The following is a 17,835-nucleotide window of genomic DNA, read 5'->3' as shown; positions in this document are numbered from 1 at the left end:
AGTAAGGCGGGAGTGGAGCCTGCGGAATGACCGGATAAGCAAGCATCTGCGTAAACGGTCGCGGGGAAATAGGGTTGGCACATGACCCGGCTACTTCATCCGAATGCAGCCCATGTTGCCGATACTCTGATCTCTCGCGGCCATCACGGTGTGGTGGTCAACAGCCCTGAGGGCACGCACACCGCCGCCGATGCTGCCGCGGCGCTGGGCGTCGAAGTGGGTGCGATCGTGAAGTCGATGGTGTTTCTGCTCGACGACGAGCCGGTACTGCTACTGGTTTCCGGTGCCCACAACGTTCATCTCGAGCACACCGGTGAGCGTCTGGGCGGGACGTTGATGCGCGCGCCCCTGGACACGGCCAAGCACGCAACCGGGCAGCCGATCGGGGGGATCGCACCGGTCGGCCACCCCACCAATCTGGACACGTTCGTCGACCAGGATCTGGCCGGATACGCCGAGGTGTGGGCGGCCGCCGGTCACACCAACACGATCTTTCGGTCCACGTTCACCGAGTTGGTGCGCATCACCGCGGGTCTGGCGATCGACGTCACCTGACCCTGCCCCACTGTCGGGGCTCAGGACGCGAGTGTCGGGGCGATGGGTGCGCCGAGGACCGAGTCGACGACGTCGATGTCGAGTCGGGTGCCGCGCGATTCGAGCAGCGGCAACACTGCGTTGTTGATCAGTACCGACTGGCGAGCGACATCGCCTGGCACCGTCAGCGTCACGCCGTCGGCCACATCGGCCGCGGTGACATCGGAGATCAAACTGGCCAGGCCCGCCGGTGTTCCGACGTAGCGGATGGACGCCGGGCTGGTCGGCGCGTCCAATGCGGCGAATTCCCGACGTGCTGTCCGGGCATCGGTTGCGATGTGGATCTCGAGGTCGAGAAACACTGCTGCGCTGTCGGCAGATTCGCCGCGCTCGACTGCCTCGGCCCGCACCCGGGCCCGGTGTTGCTGGGATTCGCGCAGGTCGGAGGCCTGGATCCGGACTACGTCACCGTCCGACGGCAGGGTCAGTTCGGTCCAACCTGCAGAGAATTCGACGGCGACACGGGTGAAATTGTGCGACATGAGTGGTGGTCCTGTTTCTGGAAGTCGGTGAACGCATTCGGTCGGAGCGGAGCCGAACTCGAACACGACCCGGACGCAGTGCGGCACAGATCCACGTATCTGTTGCTCCAGTGACGGTTGCCCGTCCACACGACACTCACGGTCATGACGCCATGCTAACGGCCTGCGGGGCTGCACGGGGATCCAACCCCGGCGGCCCCGTCGGCCAGTTCGGGGAAGGGCCGCGGGTCGGGTACCGGGTTCCACCAGCCGGCGTCCTCCGCGTAGTGCCAGTTCGGTCCCGACTCGACCAGGGCGTCGAGAGCGTCGACGAGTCGGTCCACATCGGCCGACGAGCTGCCGAGGCCGATACTGGCTCGAACCGCTCCGGCCGCGTGCCCCAGCCGGCTCAGCAGGGGGTGTGCGCAGAACTTGCCGTCGCGCACACCGATTCCGTGTTCGGCGGACAGGTACGCAGCCACCTCACCGGGATCGCGTCCGGCAACGGTGAACGTCACGATGCCCACACTGTCGGGCGCGTCGGCCCAGACCCGGAGCTGCTCGACGCCGTCCAGATCCGCCAGGCCGCGCCGCAGTCGGGACGACAATTCCTGCTCGTGCGCCTGCAGTTCGGCATCGTCGAATCCGGCGATTGCCTCGCAGGCCGCGGCGAGTGCGGCGACCCCGAGCACGTTGGGCGTGCCCGCCTCGTGCCGCTGCGGTGCCGGAGCCCAGTCGGTGTTGTCGATGCTCACGCTGCGCACCGCGCCGCCGCCGGCCAGGTGCGGCTCACCGGCGTCGAGCCAATCACGTGTGCCCACAAGCACTCCCGCGCCGAACGGGGCGTAGAGCTTGTGGCCGGAGAACGCGAGGTAGTCCACGCCGAGTGCGGCGATGTCGACCCGCCGATGCGGAACCAGCTGGGCACCGTCCACCGCGATGCGTGCGCCGTGCCGGTGCGCCAGTGCTGCGAGTTCCGCGATGGGAAGTACCTCACCGGTGACGTTCGATGCGCCCGTGATCGCCAGTAGTGCAGCAGGTTTCGCGGCGAGCTCCACGTCGAGCCGGGTGATGGTCTCGGCGAGGGTCGACGCCGCCACCACCACTCGTCGATCGCGCCACGGGAGCAGGTTCGCGTGGTGTTCGATGTCGAGCACCACGGTATCGCCCGGCACGCAGGCGGCCAGCAGGTTCAGCGAGTCGGTGGTGTTCCGTGTGAACACCACCACCGAATCACTGTGCGCACCAACGAAATCAGCGACCGTCACCCGAGCCTTCTCGTACGCCGCCGTCGAGACCCGTGAGGCGTAGCCGGCACCCCGGTGCACGCTCGAGTAGAACGGCAGCAGTTCGGCGATTCGATCGGTCACCGCGTCCAGGGCCGGCGCGCTGGCGGCGTAATCGAAGTTCGCGTAAGTGCATGTGCCGCCGTGGACCAGCGGTACCTGCAGATCCGTGCCCGAAACAGGGGCAAAAGGAGCACAGGGGCGGGAGAGTACAGATGTCATGACAGATCAAGCCCTCACGTTCGAGGGACCCGCAACCGAAGGACGTGGTGAACGAGTCCGCGCTTGCCGCGCCGGTTTTCCGGCATCAGCCTGGTCGTCACCCGGAGCACCCCACCGCGGAGGAGGGTTGCCGACCAGCTAGCCGGGGCTTGATGCTGGTACTCGTGACCGTGGGAAAGACACTCGCAAACTCGCTGCCGTTTTGTCAAGCCGGGACTCGCCCCTGCGCCGCAGTAGGATTCCCGCGGTGGGAAGGCGCGCTCGTTCACCTGCTGGCAAACAGAACGTGAGATAACCAACGGCGCTGCTGCTCGCCAGCACCACAGAATCACTTGCCAACGCAGAGTTACTTGCAACGAATGAGAAGGACGCCCGGTTGTCTGTGCATCGAGAGAACGATCTGCCGGGTTCGAGCGCGGACACAGCACCTGCCCCGGCGGCGTTTCTTCGCTCGCCGCAGGCTCCACCCGCCCGGACGCTCATCGACATCCTCCGCGACACGGCACATCGTTTCCCCGACGCCCCCGCGATCGACGACGGTGCCGTGTCGGTCAGTTACTCCGAGTTGTTGGACGACATCGCCGAGGGCGCTCAGTGGCTCGCCAACGCCGGTGTCAGGCGCGGCGATCGCGTCGGAATCCGCATGCCGTCGGGTTCGTTCTCCCTCTACGTCGCGATCCTGTCGATCCTCGCGGTCGGTGCTGCCTACGTGCCGGTGGACGCGGACGATCCCGAGGAAAGGGCCGAGTTGGTCTTCGGCGAGGCGCAGGTGACGGCCATCGTCACCGCGGGCGGCATCGCGGCCGGTACTGCCCCCAAGCAGGACGTTCCTCAGCACGACCTCACCGAACACAATGCCGGACCGCCCACCCCGCAGGACGACGCGTGGGTCATCTTCACCTCGGGTTCGACGGGCACTCCCAAGGGCGTTGCCGTCAGTCATCGCAACGCGGCGGCGTTCGTCGACGCCGAGGCCCGCATGTTCCTGCAGAAGGATCCGCTCGGTCCGGGCGACCGAGTGCTGGCCGGATTGTCGGTGGCGTTCGACGCGTCGTGCGAGGAGATGTGGCTGGCGTGGCGGCACGGCGCGTGTCTGGTTCCCGCGCCCAGGTCTCTGGTGCGGTCCGGCTTCGACCTCGGCCCGTGGCTCGTCTCCCGCGACATCAGTGTCGTCTCGACGGTCCCGACGCTGGCGTCGCTGTGGCCCGCGGTGGCTCTGGAAGCGGTGCGGCTGCTCATCTTCGGCGGCGAAGCCTGCCCGCCGGAGTTGGCCGAGCGACTCGCCGTCGAGGGCCGTGAGGTCTGGAACACCTACGGCCCCACCGAGGCGACGGTCGTCGCGTGTGCGGCGATCATGGACGGCAAGGGTCCGGTCCGGATCGGGCTCCCCCTCGACGGGTGGGACCTCGCTGTCGTCGACGGCTCCGGCACCCCGGTGCAGGTCGGCGAAGTCGGTGAGCTGGTCATCGGGGGCGTCGGACTCGCTCGGTATCTGGATCCGGCCAAGGACGCCGAGAAGTACGCGCCCATGCCGTCCCTCGGGTGGGAACGGGCGTATCGCAGCGGCGATCTGGTCAAGCTGGAGCTCGAAGGTCTGTTGTTCCAGGGTCGCGCCGACGACCAGGTCAAGCTCGGCGGTCGACGCATCGAGCTCGGCGAGATAGACAATGCGCTGCAAGCACTTCCGGGCGTCGGCGGTGCGGCGGCCGCCATCCGCAAGACGGCTGCCGGTAACTCGGTGCTCGTCGGGTATCTCGCGAGCACCAACCCCGATTTCGATCTCGAAGCCGCTCGCGAGTTGCTCGCCGAACAGTTGCCTGCGGCGCTGGTTCCGCGCCTGGCGTTGGTCGACGAGATGCCAACGCGTACCTCGGGCAAGGTCGACCGCAATGCGCTGCCGTGGCCCCTGCCCGGCATGGCGGGGGCATCCTCGCTCGGCGGCACGGCGGGGTGGGTGGCCGAACTGTGGACCAACATCCTCGGCGCGCAGATCGCGGACGAGAACGCCGATTTCTTCGCCAACGGTGGCGGTTCGCTGTCGGCCGCGCAATTGGTGACGGCGCTGCGCGAGCGGTTCCCCGAGATCACCGTCGCGCAGCTCTACGACCACCCGCGGCTGGGTTCGCTGGCGCAGTATCTCGACGACCTGAAGCCGGTCGTCGAGGCCGTTCCCCGTGAAGTCGCCCCGACCTCGCGCACCGCGCAATGGGCGCAGATCGCGGCAACGGTTCCGTTGACCACCCTGACCGGATTGCAGTGGGTCACCTGGCTCGGACTGCTGTTCAACGTCATGTCCTGGTTCGGCGACGTGCCCTGGGCTCCGACGCTGTCCTGGTGGTGGGTGCTCCTGGCATTCGTCCTGTTCATCACCCCGGTCGGCCGCATGGCGATCTCGGTGATCGGATCGCGCATCCTGTTGGCCGGGCTGAAACCGGGCGCGTACGAGCGCGGCGGGAGTATGCACATCAGGCTCTGGGCCGCAACGCGATTGACCGATGCCAGTGGTGCGTCGAACCTGTCGGGCGCACCGTGGATGGTCTACTACGCGCGCGCTCTCGGTGCCAAGATCGGCAAGGGCGTCGACCTGCACACCCTCCCGCCGGTCACCGGCTTGCTCGAGTTGGGTGACGGCTGCTCCATCGAGCCGGAGGTGGACCTGTCCGGTCACTGGATCGACGGCGATCTCGTCTACATCGGCGGCATCGAGATCGGTGCCGGTGCCACCGTCGGTGCCCGCTCGACGCTGCTGCCCGGCACCAAGGTCGGCAAGAACGCGGTCGTCACGGCAGGCTCCGCCGTCGTCGGACGCGTGAAGGCCGGCCAGATGTGGTCCGGTTCGCCGGCTCAGAAGGTCGGCAAGGCCGATCATCCGTGGCCCGCGGAAGCTCCACCACGGGCAACCCATTGGGTCTTCGCCTACGGCGTCGCATCTCTGTTCCTGTCCGGCATGGCTTTGTTCTCGATCGGCGTCAGCCTGGTGCTGATGGGCTGGTGGATTCACACCGCCGACTCCGTGCTCGACGCCTTCGAGCGTGGTCTGGTGATGTTGCCCGTGGCGACGCTGGTGTCGTTGGCGGTGTTCGCGCTGATCACCGTCGTTGCGGTGCGGGTGCTCAGCATCGGCCTCGTCGGCGGCTACCACCCGGTGCGCAGCCGCATCGGTTGGCAGGTGTGGGCCACCGAGCGCCTGATGGACTCGGCGCGCACGTTCCTGTTCCCGCTCTACGCGTCGCTGTTGACGCCCCATTGGCTCCGGCTGCTCGGCGCGAAGATCGGCAAGGACGTCGAGGCGTCGACGGTGCTGATGATCCCCAAGTTCACCACGGTCGCGGATGGCGCATTCCTCGCCGACGACACCATGGTCGCCAGTTACGAACTCGGCGGCGGCTGGATGCATCTGGGCGATGCGAAGGTGGGCAAGCGAGCGTTCCTCGGCAATTCCGGCATGACCGGTCCCGGCCGAACCGTCCCGAAGAACGGTCTGGTCGCCGTGCTGTCCGCCACTCCGGACAAGGCGAAGTCCGGCTCGTCGTGGCTCGGCAGCCCGCCGGTGCGGCTGCGTCGAGCCGCCGGTAGCGCGGACTCGTCACGCACGTTCGATCCGGCACGCAAGCTGAAGGTCGCCCGCTCGCTCGTGGAGACGTGTCGGTTGATTCCTGTCGTCGTGACGTTCGGCATCGGACTCGGTGTGTTGTTCGGGCTGACCGCCGTCGCCGACGCCGTCGGATATTGGTTGGCGGCATTGGTCAGTGGCCTCGTGCTTCTCGTCGCCGGTTTCGTGGCCGCTGCGGTGTCGGCGTTGGCGAAGTGGCTGTGGGTGGGCCGGATCGGCAAGACCGATCATCCGTTGTGGAGTTCGTTCGTCTGGCGCAACGAGGTGGCCGACACCTTCGTCGAGACCGTCGCTGCGCCGTGGTTCGCGCGCGCTGCCGAGGGCACAGCGGTGTTGAACATGTGGTTGCGATGGCTCGGTGCCGATATCGGCCGCGGAGTCTGGTGCGAGACGTACTGGCTTCCCGAGGCCGATCTGGTGACATTGGCCGACGGTGCGACCGTCAACCGAGGGTGCGTTGTGCAGACGCACCTGTTCCATGATCGGATCATGTCCATGGACACGGTCGATCTCGGTAGAGGCGCAACACTGGGACCACACTGTGTCGCGCTGCCTGCATCGGGAATCGGTGACGGCGCGACGGTGGGGCCCGCCTCCCTGGTGATGCGCGGTGATACGGTTCCCGCGCATACTCGTTGGCAGGGCAATCCGATCGCGCCCTGGGCCAAGGGGGATCCCTTCCCGCGCATCCGCGACGACCGAAACGAGGGGTGATCTTTCGTGCCAGACAGGCTGGTGGCACCGGTGTTCGACGTCGATGCCAGCGACAATCCGATCGATACATACCTTCCGCAGAACGGAAATCGGGGCTACCGCGTCTCGCGCTACGAACTCGATCTCGAATACAAGGTCGAGAGCAACCGGCTGACGGGCAAGGCGAAGATCACCGCGGTCACCACGGCGACGGTGTCGAAGTTCGCGTTCGATCTCGGCCCGGCGATGAACGTGTCGAAGGTGTCGGTCAACGGCTCGCGATCGGTGAAGTTCAGCCACCAGCGCGGCAAGCTGAAGATCACGCCCGCCAAGCCCATCGCGTCGGGCGCGGCACTGGTGGTGACGGTGTCGTACGGCGGAACCCCCAAGCCCATCAACGGTTTCTGGGGTGAGGTCGGCTGGGACGAGCTCACCGAAGGGTCGATCGTCGCCAGCCAGCCCAACGGGGCCGCGTCGTGGTTCCCGTGCGACGACCATCCGGTGTCCAAGGCGAGCTACGGCATCACCATCACCACCGATTCGCCGTACTACGCGGTGGCCAACGGAACGTTGGTGCGCAAGCAGACTCGCGCCAGCCGCACCACCTGGGTGTACGAGCAGCCCGAGCCGATGACCAGTTACCTCGCGACCATTCAGATCGGTCCGTACGAGCATCGCATCGTCAGCCCGGGGCCGGTGCCGATGAAGGCCATCACTCCGCCGCGCCTGCGCGCGCAGTTCGATCACGACTTCGGTCGTCAACCGCAGATGATGGATACGTTCGTACGGCTCTACGGCCCTTACCCTTTCGCGTCGTACACCGTGGTGGTGACCGACGACGATCTCGAGATTCCGATCGAGGCGCAGGGGCTGTCGATCTTCGGAGCCAATCACTGTTCCGGTTCCCGGTACTACGAGCGTCTCGTCGCGCACGAGCTGGCGCACCAGTGGTTCGGCAACTCGCTGACTCTCGGCAAGTGGGCCGACATCTGGCTGCACGAGGGATTCGCCTGCTACTCCGAGTGGATCTGGGCCGAGAACTCCGGCGGCGCAACGGCTCACGACAAGGCCAAGCGCGCACACACCATTCAGCGCGGACTGGCCATGGACCTACAGCTCAGCGATCCCGGGCCCGCCCGCATCTTCGACGACCGCGTGTACAAGCGCGGTGCACTGGCACTGCACGCCGTGCGGCGCACCATCGGCGACGAGCGCTTCTTCGGACTGATCCAGGAATGGACCTCCAAGTACCGCTACTCGACGGTCGCGACGGCGGACTTCACCGACCTCGCCTCCCGCTTCGGTTGCCCCCGAAGTCTTTGGGACGCATGGCTAGTGGACAAGCAGATGCCGTCGTTGCCGTAGTTCCCGGCGTCGCCAATCGGCTCCCCAGTTTCGGATATCGGCCTGCAATCGAGGGCCGGAATCCAAGTCTGGGGAGCCGATCCCCGGTGACGTCAGCGATTACCCGAGCGACAGGGCGAGGCCTGCCACGGTGTAGCCGTACATCGCCGACGTCGCCAGTGCCTGCAGCCAGAAACCTCTCGGGAACGACGCCGCCCAGCGTCCCTTGCCGTCCAGTTGCAGATCGCAGGGGAAGTCGCTGATAGCCATGGCACACGACGGTTGCTTCGAGTGCGCGAGCACCACACCGGTGGTGAACGGCAATCCCCGAACGAACAGGTGCCCGCGCGCTTCCCCTGCCCGGTACCGAACCGTGGATTGAGTGACAACCCCTGTGTACCAACGTCGTTGGACGTTCCATCCCGTGGCGTGCGCGAGGCGAAGGTTACGGTCGCCGCGCAGAGCGGTGTCCACGCTCTCGACGTCGGCGATCACCCCCCACCGCAGCATCGAAACCCACCAGGCAATCCGTCGGCTGCGAAACACCAGGGCCCCGAGCAGAACGATCGCGAAGACGTACGGCACCACCGTCGGATATTCGGACCAGCAAGCCGCCGGCACGATCACGGCGATCAGGAACCAGTACGCCTCGCGCCGGTTCCATACGGTCGCACCCGCGAGCGCCACCGTCGGAGGTACCCGATGCGGCGGGACCGTGCGCGAGGACTGCAGCATGATGCCGCTGATCCTAGAGCCGAACGGGTCGGCTCGCACCCACTCGCGGAGACCTCCGCCTGTTCGGAAAACCGCACGATGCCTGCGTACCATCCGCTGATGGCGAAACGGTGGTGGGGACTTGTCATTGCAGCCGCGATCACGGTGGCTCTCGTGTCGCTCGCCTCGAACATCACGAGCGAAAGCCAGTTGTCCGCTGAGGCAAACACATTGCTGGCCGTGCGCTCGACCTTCAGCAAGTTGGTGAATTCGGGTGCCGTATGGGCCGGCCTGCCCATCCTGTCCGGCTGGCTGGTCCGCCGTCCGCTGCATGCATTCGCGGCGGGGATCGTCGCGAGTCTGCTGGTGCACTACGGTGTCGGTCAGCTGTTCGGGATGTTCGACGAGACCGTGTGGGCGGGGAACCGAGTATGGTTCGCTCTCGCCCTTGTCATGGGCGGCCCGTTGGGTCTGGTCGGGGTCGCAGCACGAGGCGGCGGCCCGTCAGGTTCGATCGCGCGTCTGGTCGTCCCCGCTGGGGCGGTGATCGAGCCGTTCTTTCGGGGCATGTTCAGCGTGCCGACGATACTGCCGTGGCCGGAGCGCGTCGCCAGTATCACCGCGGGCGTAGTCCTCATCGCAGCGGGAACGGTCGGTGCCGCGGTGCTGATGCGCCGGCGACGAAAGCAGCTCGGATCGCAGAACAGTTCCAGACTCCGTCCTAGGGCAAGTGAGCAGATGTCTTCGACCGGACCACCAGTCCGCACAGCGCCGCCATCACTGCGCCGAATCCGAAGATGATCGGATACGTGACCACCCCGGGCCACGTCTCGGTGAGCGCAGACAGAACGGCAGGCACCGCGAAGCCCAGGTAGGTCAGCGAATAGAACACCGCGGTGAGGCCGGCGAGGTCATCGGGGCCCGCAATGCGTTGCACCTCTTGCAGACCCGAGACCAACGCCATGCCGTACCCACAGCCCAGGACCGCTGCCGCGATCAGCGCCGCAGCAATGGTGAGCACCGACGCCGCCCAGGCAGCAACGGCCATGCCGACCACCAGGAGAGTGAGTGCAACCAGTGCCCCTCGCGCATTGGCGGGTGTGTCGATCCGACGTCCGACGGCCTGAATCGCGAAGCCGGAGCCGAGGGCGATCACGGCCATCGCAGCGGAGAGCGCGACGGGATAGCCGCCACCGGGCTCGTCGGCCAGAGCATCCGCCATCAGTGACGGCAGCACCGCGTAGGCGACGCTCGCCGCACCGAACACCCATGGGGCCAAAGGCAACACGACGAACAGGAACCGGCGATGCGATGCGGACGGAATCCTCAGGTCGCGGAGCAACCTCTTGTTCTTCGACGCCGCTGTGGCAGTGCGCGTTTCGGGGACCGAGAGCATGCCGACACCGGCGGCGATGCAGATCACCACGTGCACGCCGTAGGCGAGGTGCGTCGGCCAGGGTGCCCATTGTGCGAGCACGCCTGCGACTCCGGCACCGAGGGCGAAGCCCGCCGTCAGCGACATCGCGGCGCGGCGCGCTCCGGCACCGGGCTTGGCGGTGGAGTCGCGACTCGAGAGTTCCTTGACCCAGCTGCCGCCCACGGCCATACCGATTCCGAGCGCGATGCCGCTGAGCACACGGCCACCGAAGAGCATGTAGGCGTTGTCGGGTCCGAGTGCGATCAGAATGGACCCGGCCGCGGCAATTGCGGGGGCGGGCAACATGATCGGGCGTCGACCGAGCCGATCCGAGAGCGGACCGCAGATCAGCATCGCCGGAATGATGCCCAGGACGTATGCGAACAGGAACGTATCGACCACAACGGCCGAGAAGCCATGATCGAGCCGATACATCACCAGCAACGGCGTGAACTCGTTGCCGCCCCATGCCACGGCGAACATGCCCGACGCGACCAGCAGCCAGCGTCGTGCAGTCAGCTCGAGGTCTCGATCGTTCGTGAGCGTTTCGCTCATCGCGCTCCCCCTTTGTCCGGTCGTAGGCCGTGCACCCCGAGCATGTGTCGTTCGACGGCCTGCTCGAATCCGTCCGCGTCGCCGGCCTCGATCAGGTCGGTGAGTCGGCGATGGTCGTCGACGATGCGCGAGATCTGACCCGGATCACGCGTCACCGAGGCTGCCGTCATCCGCCGCTGACGCTCGCGAAGTCCGTCGTAGAACGCGTCGAGCAACGGGTTGCCGCCGGCGTGGACGACGGTGCGATGAAAGTCGGCGTCGACGGCACTGAATTGTGCGGCGGTGCCGTTCACGGCCAGCTGCTGTTGTAGCTGCAGGTTCTCGCGCAGGGCGGCCACCACGGATTCGCGGGCACTGGCGTCCGCGATGAACGCTCGGACGCTGCCCGATTCGACCAGTCTGCGCGCATCGACGACACTCTCTGCTTCACCCACCGCGATCGGCACCACCAGTGCCCCACGCTTGGGATACAGGCGCATCCATCCTTCGACCTGAAGGCGCAGAAATGCCTCGCGTACGGGAGTGCGACTGATCTCGAGGCGCGACGCGATCTCGCCCTCACTGACGAGCTCACCGCCGGGAAGCTCCCCCGAGACAATGAGCTCCTTGACCGTCGCATACGCCGTATCGGCGGCAGATCTCATCTCGGACACAACATAGATACTAGATGCACCTCAACTGTGCACCAATTTCGGCCACCCCAAATGTCCACTCAACGTGACATCGACCGTCGAAAAGGCCACTGAACGTCACATTGACTCCCCAAGGGCGGCGGGGCGGCGGGGCGGGGTCGGTCAGGGCACCCAGTGCCGTGCGGCGATGTCGTCGATCACCGGATCCCCGTCCTGTGCCGCGTCGAGTGCGTCGAGGTCGTCGCGCAGGGCGTTCAACCGTGGGTCGTCTCCCTCGGCCTGTTCGGCGGCGGTGCCTCCGTCGTCGGCGAGTTGTGCGAGGAGTTTCGCGCGGACGCGATCCCGCAGAGAGTCGCTCATTCGTCGTCACCTTTCTTGAACACGCGGCGGGCCGTGGGGATGAGCGCGATAAGCACGCCCAGCAGCACGATGATCGAGAAAATTTCCAGCAGCACAGCTACTCCTAGTCGTGTCAGGTCGGGGCGATCGCGGTGCCCCATGGGGTGTTGCGCACCACGGTGAAGACGGTCAGCAGGGCGAGCATCACAGCGGCAGCCAGACGATTCGGGCCAGGCAACGTCAGAGGTATCTGCATCCAGCGAGCCCTGAGCCACAGGCCCCACAGTCCGACCGCCACGACGACGCACATCACCGCAACGACATTGCTCGACGCGGCCGCGGCGATGTCTCCCCGGGTGAGGTCACCGAGAGCCCGGGTCGCGCCGCATCCGGGGCACCACAGTCCGGTCAGAGCGTGGAACGGGCAGGGAAGGTACGTCGAGGTGCGGGGGTCGCGGACGTGCAGCAGTACTGCCCCACCGACAGCGGCAGCGGCCACGCCGAGGGGTGCGACGATGCTGCGTCCTCGTGTCGGTGCCGTCATGCCCCTGAGCCTAGGAGTTTCAGGGCTCGACGACGATGGATGCCGTCATGTCCGGATGCGGAGTGCAGTGGTACGTGAAGGTGCCCGCGGTGTCGAAGGTGTGCGTGAACTGTCCGGTTTCCATGATCTGACTGCGAAACGAGTTGTCGTCGGCGACGACGTTGTGGGCCATACCGCGGTCGGCGAACACCCAGGTGACGGTGTCTCCCACCGAGATCGTCAGTGTCTTCGGCGAGTACATCCGATCGGCGACGGTCACCTGGTTCTCGGCAACGGGTTCGGCAGGTGCGGCGGGGGTGGTTGCGGTGGAGCACGCCGTCAACGTGATCGTCAGGACTGCGAGGAGTCCGAAAGCCTTCATACCGTCGACGGTACCCAAAGGGTCATTCCCGTCGGCCGAGGACGTATTCGGCCGTCAGCGCGATCGAGCGGTCGGTGTCTCGGGTCAGCTCCCGCAGGGCGCGCGAGGCTGCCTTCCCCGGAATACTCGCCAGTGCCTGGGTCACTCGCAGCCGCGTCGACGCATCACTCGGCCCGTCCATCAGTGCCGCCACGATCGAGTCTGCGGGTCCCAGCATGCCCAGGGCATCGGCGGCGTCCACGTCGTTGGTGCCCTCGAAGACCATCTCGATCAGCGTCGGGATCGCGTCGGCCACCCCGCGCGCACCGAGTTCCAGCGCCGCGATCCGCCGGACCTGCTCGTCGTCGTGAGTGAGCGCCTCTCGCAGCACGTCGGTGGCGTCAGGGTGAGCGATCTCGACGACGGTATCCACCGCGCGGCGTCGAATCTGGGGGTCCGGTGAACCGAGACCCTGCCGGAGCACCTCGAGAGAATCGCCGCCCGACTGCGCGAGTGCCCATCGAAGTGCCCCCGCGACGTTGGGCGCAGGCTCACGCAGCACGGCTTCGGCCAACGCGTCCGCCGGGATGGGCCGATCGCCGACCGAGGCCAGCGCCGCTGCCTGTCGGGTCCCAGCACTGACCGACTGCAGGTCACCGAGCAGCGCGACGGTTCCCAGTACGTCTTCCCAGTCCTCCGGCCGCGCGTCGCCGATTCGACGCAACCGCGTGAGCAACTCGGTATCGCGCGCGATTCGCTCCTCGGCTCGGGCGGCGAGCTCGTCGACGAGTCCGGAGGCCGCGAAACTCGGGTCGTCGAGCGCGCGACCGACGTCGCTCAGCGACAACCCGAGCGAACGCAGCGACTCGACGTGGAACAGGCGTCGAACATCCTCCGGCGCGTACTCGCGGTAACCGGTGCTGCTGCGCGAGGTGGGGCACACGAGCCCCAACCGGTCGTAGTGCCGGAGCATGCGCGCACTGACGCCCGACCGCTGCGCCACCTCACCGATCAACATCGCTCCATCTCACCCCGCCGTGTCGTCTACGCCAAGGGCATCGATGCGCTTGGCCTCGAACACTGCGAACCCCGCATCCGGGTCTCGGAGCAGCGCCTCGGTGGCCAGCGCGTGGGCACGAACCGAATCATTCGTGCTCGACGCGGCCCGGCGCACCATCGGTTCGATCACCGATCCGAGCGCAACCAGCGCACGGCTCAGGCTTCGCTGAACGTCGTACCCGCCTCGACCGAGTTGGGTACCCAGCATCGCCGCCAACTGCCCTTCACTACCGATCGGCACCAGGACCACCGCGGCTCGCCATGCGCTTCGTGCCACCTCGTCGTCGGGGTCGGAGATCAGATCCTCAGTGATCACCGGCCACGCCGACGGGTCCTCGATCTTGGACAACGTGTGCAGCGCCTGGCTGCGAGCCAGAGCTCCACCGGATCGCACCTGATCGATCAGCCGCGGAACCGTCAGCGACGCGGGATGGCGAATCAGGGCCCAGGTCAACATCTCCCGCACCTGAAAATCGGGTTCGACGGCGCACCGCTGCACCAGGGCGTCCAGAAATTGCGGATCCGGTGTCGTACCGATGTCGAGCGCGGCCCGCAGCCGGGCCGACGGATTGCTGTGCTGAAGTGCCCCACCTACGAGATTCATCGAGTTCATGACGGTCAGCCAAGACCTTGTCACGGTGTGAAGGTCAAGCCCGAGTCAACACATCGGCGAGTGTTCGGTTCATCGTGTTCAGTGCCCGCACCGCGCCGCGCAGCGGACCGGGCGCGTTGGTGGAGGTGAGCAGTACATCCAATACTGTTGTCTCGGTGATTTTCTCGGGCGGGTCGACGTGATCCCCGGCGACAACTGCCTCCACCTGGCGTGCGGTCTCGCGTACCAGGGCCGCGGCGTCGCGTAGAGCTCCGGCGGTCTCTGCCGAGGGTGCCGTGTCCGGGTCGGCACGCGAGGCCAGCACACCGGCCCGGGCCAGTGCGTGCGCTGACCGACCGCTGACGGCCAGCACCCGTAACAGTCGCTTCGCGCCGCGTCTGCTGCGGGTCGTCGGCCCGAGTACCAGCGGCTTACCGGACGTCAGAACGTCTTTGAGGGCGTTGTCGAGCGTCCTCGTCGATGCCACCAGGTCGGTTGCACCTCCCGGCGCGAGAACGGATTCGACACTGGACTCGATCAACGCATCCAATTGCTCGAGGTAGGTGTCGACGTTGCTCACCAGTGTCTTTCGGGTGCTGGTCGAGAAGATGAAGTAGGCCGACGCCATTCCGACGGCACCACCGACAGCAGTCTCGACGATGCGAAGCTCGAGCACCTCGATACTGAACGTGCCCAGCAACCCGTAGAGCATCGCGAGCAGGATGGTCACGAAGAACGACAGCAGCGCATACGCGACCGTCACCAGGTAGAACGCGAAGAAGACGCAGACCACGATCAGCACCAGTTGCACGGGCTGGTTGCTGCCCACCAACGCGGCGATCACCACCCCGGCGAGCACGCCCGCAATCGTTCCGAGAACGCGTTGGCCTGCCCGCGTGAGGATTTCACCCCGAGTCGACGCCCCCGTGAACACCAGGAAGGCCGTCAGCACCGCCCAGTACCAGCGGTCGGGAGAGACGAGTTCGCCCAGTACCGTTGCGGCACTCGTGGCGACGGCTACCTGAACGGCGGCCTTGGTGCTGGGATGCAGACCACTCGGGGTGTCCTCGGCCGCGGGTTCGGACGGGCCGATATCGGGGGCCGTCGACGCCGAGACGGCATTGGTGGTGATGTGATGAATGGCTATGTGCGCCTGGACGGCTCGCTGCGCGGACACCGTCGCGATTCCGGCGGGGGTGGACGGATCGGCCCGCTCGGCCGCTGCAGCCGCCAACCGTCGAGCGGCCCGCAGCTGCTCCGAGGACGGCGTGTTCTGCAGACACGATCCGAGCGCGGTGGTCGCCTGCCCCAGGGCCGTCGGCCACGGCTTGCTGGGATCGAGAGCCCACAGTGAGCTGACGAGTTGCTCGGTCGCGATCTGGGCGTCGAACACTCGGAGCGACAGATCGGCGCTGGTGACGCTGAGCAGCTGTCCGGCATCGTGTCGGTCGAGCCAGTCGTCGATCATCAGTGCGGTGTTGCCGAGCCGGTCGAGTCTGCGGCGCACCAGGTTCAGGTCGCGGCTCTGCCCTGCAGAGGCCGCCTCGAGCACCGAGGCCGATACCGCTCGCATCGCGAACAGCAACCGGCGCACCTCCACGACCGGCCGGTCCGGGAAGACGACGGCCCGCACGAACAGGGCGATCAGCAAGCCGCCGAGGATGGCCGCGATCAACATCGGCAGTTGCTCCGGTGTCGCGCGCAGGAACAGTGCGAAGAAGTACGAAATGAACGACACCATCCCCAACGCCGTACCGCGAGGGCCGAATCTGCGCACCCACACCGCCGTGAAGAGGACCGCGATGAATCCGACGTCGGCCACCTTGCCGAGTTCGGAGAGCAACGCCGCCAACGTCACTGCCGCCGACGCAGGCAATGCCATCAGCGCGGTGGTGATCAGCCGACTGCGTTGATCTCTGTCCTTCACCGCCGCCGACGCCTGCATCGCCACGACGGTTCCGAGCATCGCCACCGTCACCGGTTGGCCGATGGCGCGTGTGGTCAGCACCAGCGTCACCATCGCCAACAGCACCGTCAGCGTCGTAGCCGACGCACTGCGCAGCCGTACCTGCCCGGGGTCCGAGGCGTCGAGGATCCGGGCGAGGCGCTTCATTCCCCGATTCTGCGCTACGGCTCAGCCCCGTGCCGCCCGGATCGCAGGAGCCGACGAATGCGGGAGCAACCGACTCATCTCCGACGGCGTGATCACCTCCACGGTCGCCGATTCGTCCAACCGATACGGCTGCGTGGAGATGATTCCGGCGAGGTGTTTGCGCAGCCGCGACATCTCGGCCCGTACCGTGATCGCGCGGCCGTCGTCGCCGAAGAGATCGGCCGCCATCTGTGAGGCGGTACGTCCTTGGCGATGGGTGGCGAGCAGGTACATGATTTCGGCGTGCCGGGGTGTCGGTTCGTGGGTCCACTCCCCCACCTCGCTGCGCACTTCGATGCGAGGCTTCTGCGAATTGCGCAGGTCGATACGGATTCTCGTCGATCCGATGTCGGCGACGCCGGAATCCATCGTGCTGGTGGGTCGGACGAGCCATCCACCGGGCAGGGGTTCGAAGTCGCACACGCCCAGGGTCGGCAGCCAGAAGCGTCCGGTCGCGAGATCCTCGGGCAGCAGGATGCGATTGCGCAGCGCCACCGATTCGACGGCCGCCACCCAGCCGTTCGCATCGACGGCCAGGGCCGGGGCTTGCAGTCGCGCGAGCATCGGTGCGGCCACCGACCGCAGTCGATCGAGTGTGCTCCGATGCAATTCTCGCAGTTGGGATTCGGCCAATCGTGCGACGGCGTCGACCAGCGCGATGGTGGTGGGGTGCACCGTCTTGGCCGGCCCACTGACGTCGATGGCGCCCAGCACCTGACCGGTTCGCGGATCACGGATCGGCGCGCCGGCGCAGGTCCACGAATGATGGCTGCGCACATAATGTTCGGCCGAGAAGATCTGTACCGCGCGGCGTGAGACCAGAGCAGTTCCGATGGCGTTGGTACCCACCGAATCCTCGGCCCAGTTCGCGCCTTCCACGAAGCCGAGGTCGTCGGCCCGGTCCAGCACCGAGGTCGATCCGCTGCGCCACAGCACCCTGCCGTGCCGATCGGCGACCACGAGAATGTTGTCGCCGTCCTGCACCACCGACTCCAGTCCGCGCGCAAGGTCGTCGAGGATGTCGAACAATCCCGATTCTCGACGGCTGAGCTCGAGGTCGGAGACGTCCATCTGCGTCTCGGCGGGGTTACCCAACTCCGGATCGATACCCAGGGTCTGCAACCGCCGCCACGAGTCCCCGATGACCTCACGGGGCCGTGCGGGCGACTTGCCGCCGGTCATGGTCGCGTCGTACACGGCCGTGAGAATCTGCGCGTAGCGGCGCGGGTCTTCGCCGGCCGCCAGCGCAGGTTCGGGGCCTGTCGACTGCGTCATCAC

General features: G+C 66.7%; 16 protein-coding genes and 1 riboswitch. Of the genes, 4 read left to right on the top strand and 12 right to left on the bottom strand.

Features of this window, described 5'->3' with window-relative positions; genetic code table 11:
* The first annotated feature begins 81 nt into the window (after positions 1-81).
* Entirely contained in the window at positions 82-555 is a 474-nt protein-coding gene (locus CH306_RS11925) for a YbaK/EbsC family protein (RefSeq protein WP_032395181.1), read from the top strand.
* Positions 556-575: 20 nt separating this feature from the next.
* Here CH306_RS11925 and CH306_RS11920 read toward each other — a convergent pair whose 3' ends face one another.
* Both CH306_RS11920 and CH306_RS11915 read right to left on the bottom strand, forming a co-directional pair.
* Entirely contained in the window at positions 576-1,076 is a 501-nt protein-coding gene (locus CH306_RS11920; RefSeq protein ID WP_094628608.1) for a hypothetical protein, read from the bottom strand.
* A gap of 155 nt (positions 1,077-1,231) precedes the next feature.
* Positions 1,232-2,563 (bottom strand): aminotransferase class V-fold PLP-dependent enzyme, encoded by a 1,332-nt coding sequence (locus CH306_RS11915; protein ID WP_094646718.1) that lies wholly within the window; start codon positions 2,561-2,563, stop codon positions 1,232-1,234.
* Between the two features lie 54 nt (positions 2,564-2,617).
* A riboswitch (SAM riboswitch) is annotated at positions 2,618-2,733 on the bottom strand.
* A 212-nt stretch (positions 2,734-2,945) separates the two neighbouring features.
* On the opposite strand from CH306_RS11915, the gene CH306_RS11910 reads away from it, so the two are divergent.
* Complete coding sequence (locus CH306_RS11910; RefSeq protein WP_235387266.1) at positions 2,946-6,890, top strand: Pls/PosA family non-ribosomal peptide synthetase; 3,945 nt, start codon at positions 2,946-2,948, stop codon at positions 6,888-6,890.
* A 6-nt stretch (positions 6,891-6,896) separates the two neighbouring features.
* Entirely contained in the window at positions 6,897-8,234 is a 1,338-nt protein-coding gene (locus tag CH306_RS11905; protein ID WP_094646717.1) for a M1 family metallopeptidase, read from the top strand.
* A 99-nt stretch (positions 8,235-8,333) separates the two neighbouring features.
* Here CH306_RS11905 and CH306_RS11900 read toward each other — a convergent pair whose 3' ends face one another.
* Positions 8,334-8,948, bottom strand: a complete 615-nt coding sequence (locus CH306_RS11900) for a hypothetical protein (protein WP_143544330.1) — start codon at positions 8,946-8,948, stop codon at positions 8,334-8,336.
* 99 nt (positions 8,949-9,047) lie between these two features.
* Between CH306_RS11900 and CH306_RS11895 the strand changes: the two genes are divergently transcribed.
* Entirely contained in the window at positions 9,048-9,728 is a 681-nt protein-coding gene (locus tag CH306_RS11895; protein ID WP_179272850.1) for a hypothetical protein, read from the top strand.
* Here the strand turns inward: CH306_RS11895 and CH306_RS11890 are convergent.
* From CH306_RS11890 to CH306_RS11850, 9 genes are all read right to left on the bottom strand, one after another.
* Positions 9,649-10,899 carry an MFS transporter gene (locus CH306_RS11890; protein WP_094646715.1) on the bottom strand — a complete coding sequence of 417 codons (1,251 nt, stop codon included), beginning with the start codon at positions 10,897-10,899 and terminating at the stop codon, positions 9,649-9,651. The genes CH306_RS11895 and CH306_RS11890 overlap by 80 nt on opposite strands.
* The gene (locus CH306_RS11885) at positions 10,896-11,543 is read right to left on the bottom strand and encodes a GntR family transcriptional regulator (protein ID WP_179272866.1); all 648 of its coding nucleotides are present in this window, start codon (positions 11,541-11,543) and stop codon (positions 10,896-10,898) included. The genes CH306_RS11890 and CH306_RS11885 overlap by 4 nt, the downstream gene beginning before the upstream one ends.
* 150 nt (positions 11,544-11,693) lie before the next feature.
* A complete protein-coding gene (locus CH306_RS11880) occupies positions 11,694-11,891 on the bottom strand; it encodes a hypothetical protein (RefSeq protein ID WP_032395188.1) in 198 nt (65 codons plus the stop codon).
* 112 nt (positions 11,892-12,003) lie between these two features.
* Positions 12,004-12,414: a DUF2752 domain-containing protein gene (locus tag CH306_RS11875; protein ID WP_094646713.1), complete on the bottom strand. Its 411-nt coding sequence runs from the start codon at positions 12,412-12,414 to the stop codon at positions 12,004-12,006.
* Positions 12,415-12,433: 19 nt separating this feature from the next.
* On the bottom strand, positions 12,434-12,775 hold the full coding sequence (locus CH306_RS11870) for a cupredoxin domain-containing protein (RefSeq protein ID WP_094628628.1): 342 nt from the start codon (positions 12,773-12,775) through the stop codon (positions 12,434-12,436).
* Between the two features lie 22 nt (positions 12,776-12,797).
* Positions 12,798-13,772 carry a HEAT repeat domain-containing protein gene (locus tag CH306_RS11865; protein ID WP_094646712.1) on the bottom strand — a complete coding sequence of 325 codons (975 nt, stop codon included), beginning with the start codon at positions 13,770-13,772 and terminating at the stop codon, positions 12,798-12,800.
* A gap of 9 nt (positions 13,773-13,781) precedes the next feature.
* Positions 13,782-14,426, bottom strand: coding sequence for a HEAT repeat domain-containing protein (locus CH306_RS11860; RefSeq protein WP_094646711.1), 645 nt, complete (start codon positions 14,424-14,426; stop codon positions 13,782-13,784).
* A gap of 34 nt (positions 14,427-14,460) precedes the next feature.
* Entirely contained in the window at positions 14,461-16,518 is a 2,058-nt protein-coding gene (locus tag CH306_RS11855; RefSeq protein WP_094646710.1) for an FUSC family protein, read from the bottom strand.
* A 21-nt stretch (positions 16,519-16,539) separates the two neighbouring features.
* Entirely contained in the window at positions 16,540-17,832 is a 1,293-nt protein-coding gene (locus tag CH306_RS11850; RefSeq protein ID WP_094646709.1) for a GAF domain-containing protein, read from the bottom strand.
* Positions 17,833-17,835: the final 3 nt, after the last annotated feature.

Origin of the sequence: Rhodococcus sp. 15-725-2-2b (genome assembly GCF_002259075.1) — a bacterium.
Lineage (GTDB): Bacteria > Actinomycetota > Actinomycetes > Mycobacteriales > Mycobacteriaceae > Rhodococcoides.
The sequence above is the reverse complement of the archived record's forward strand: the minus strand, read 5'-3'. Positions and strand labels throughout refer to the sequence as shown.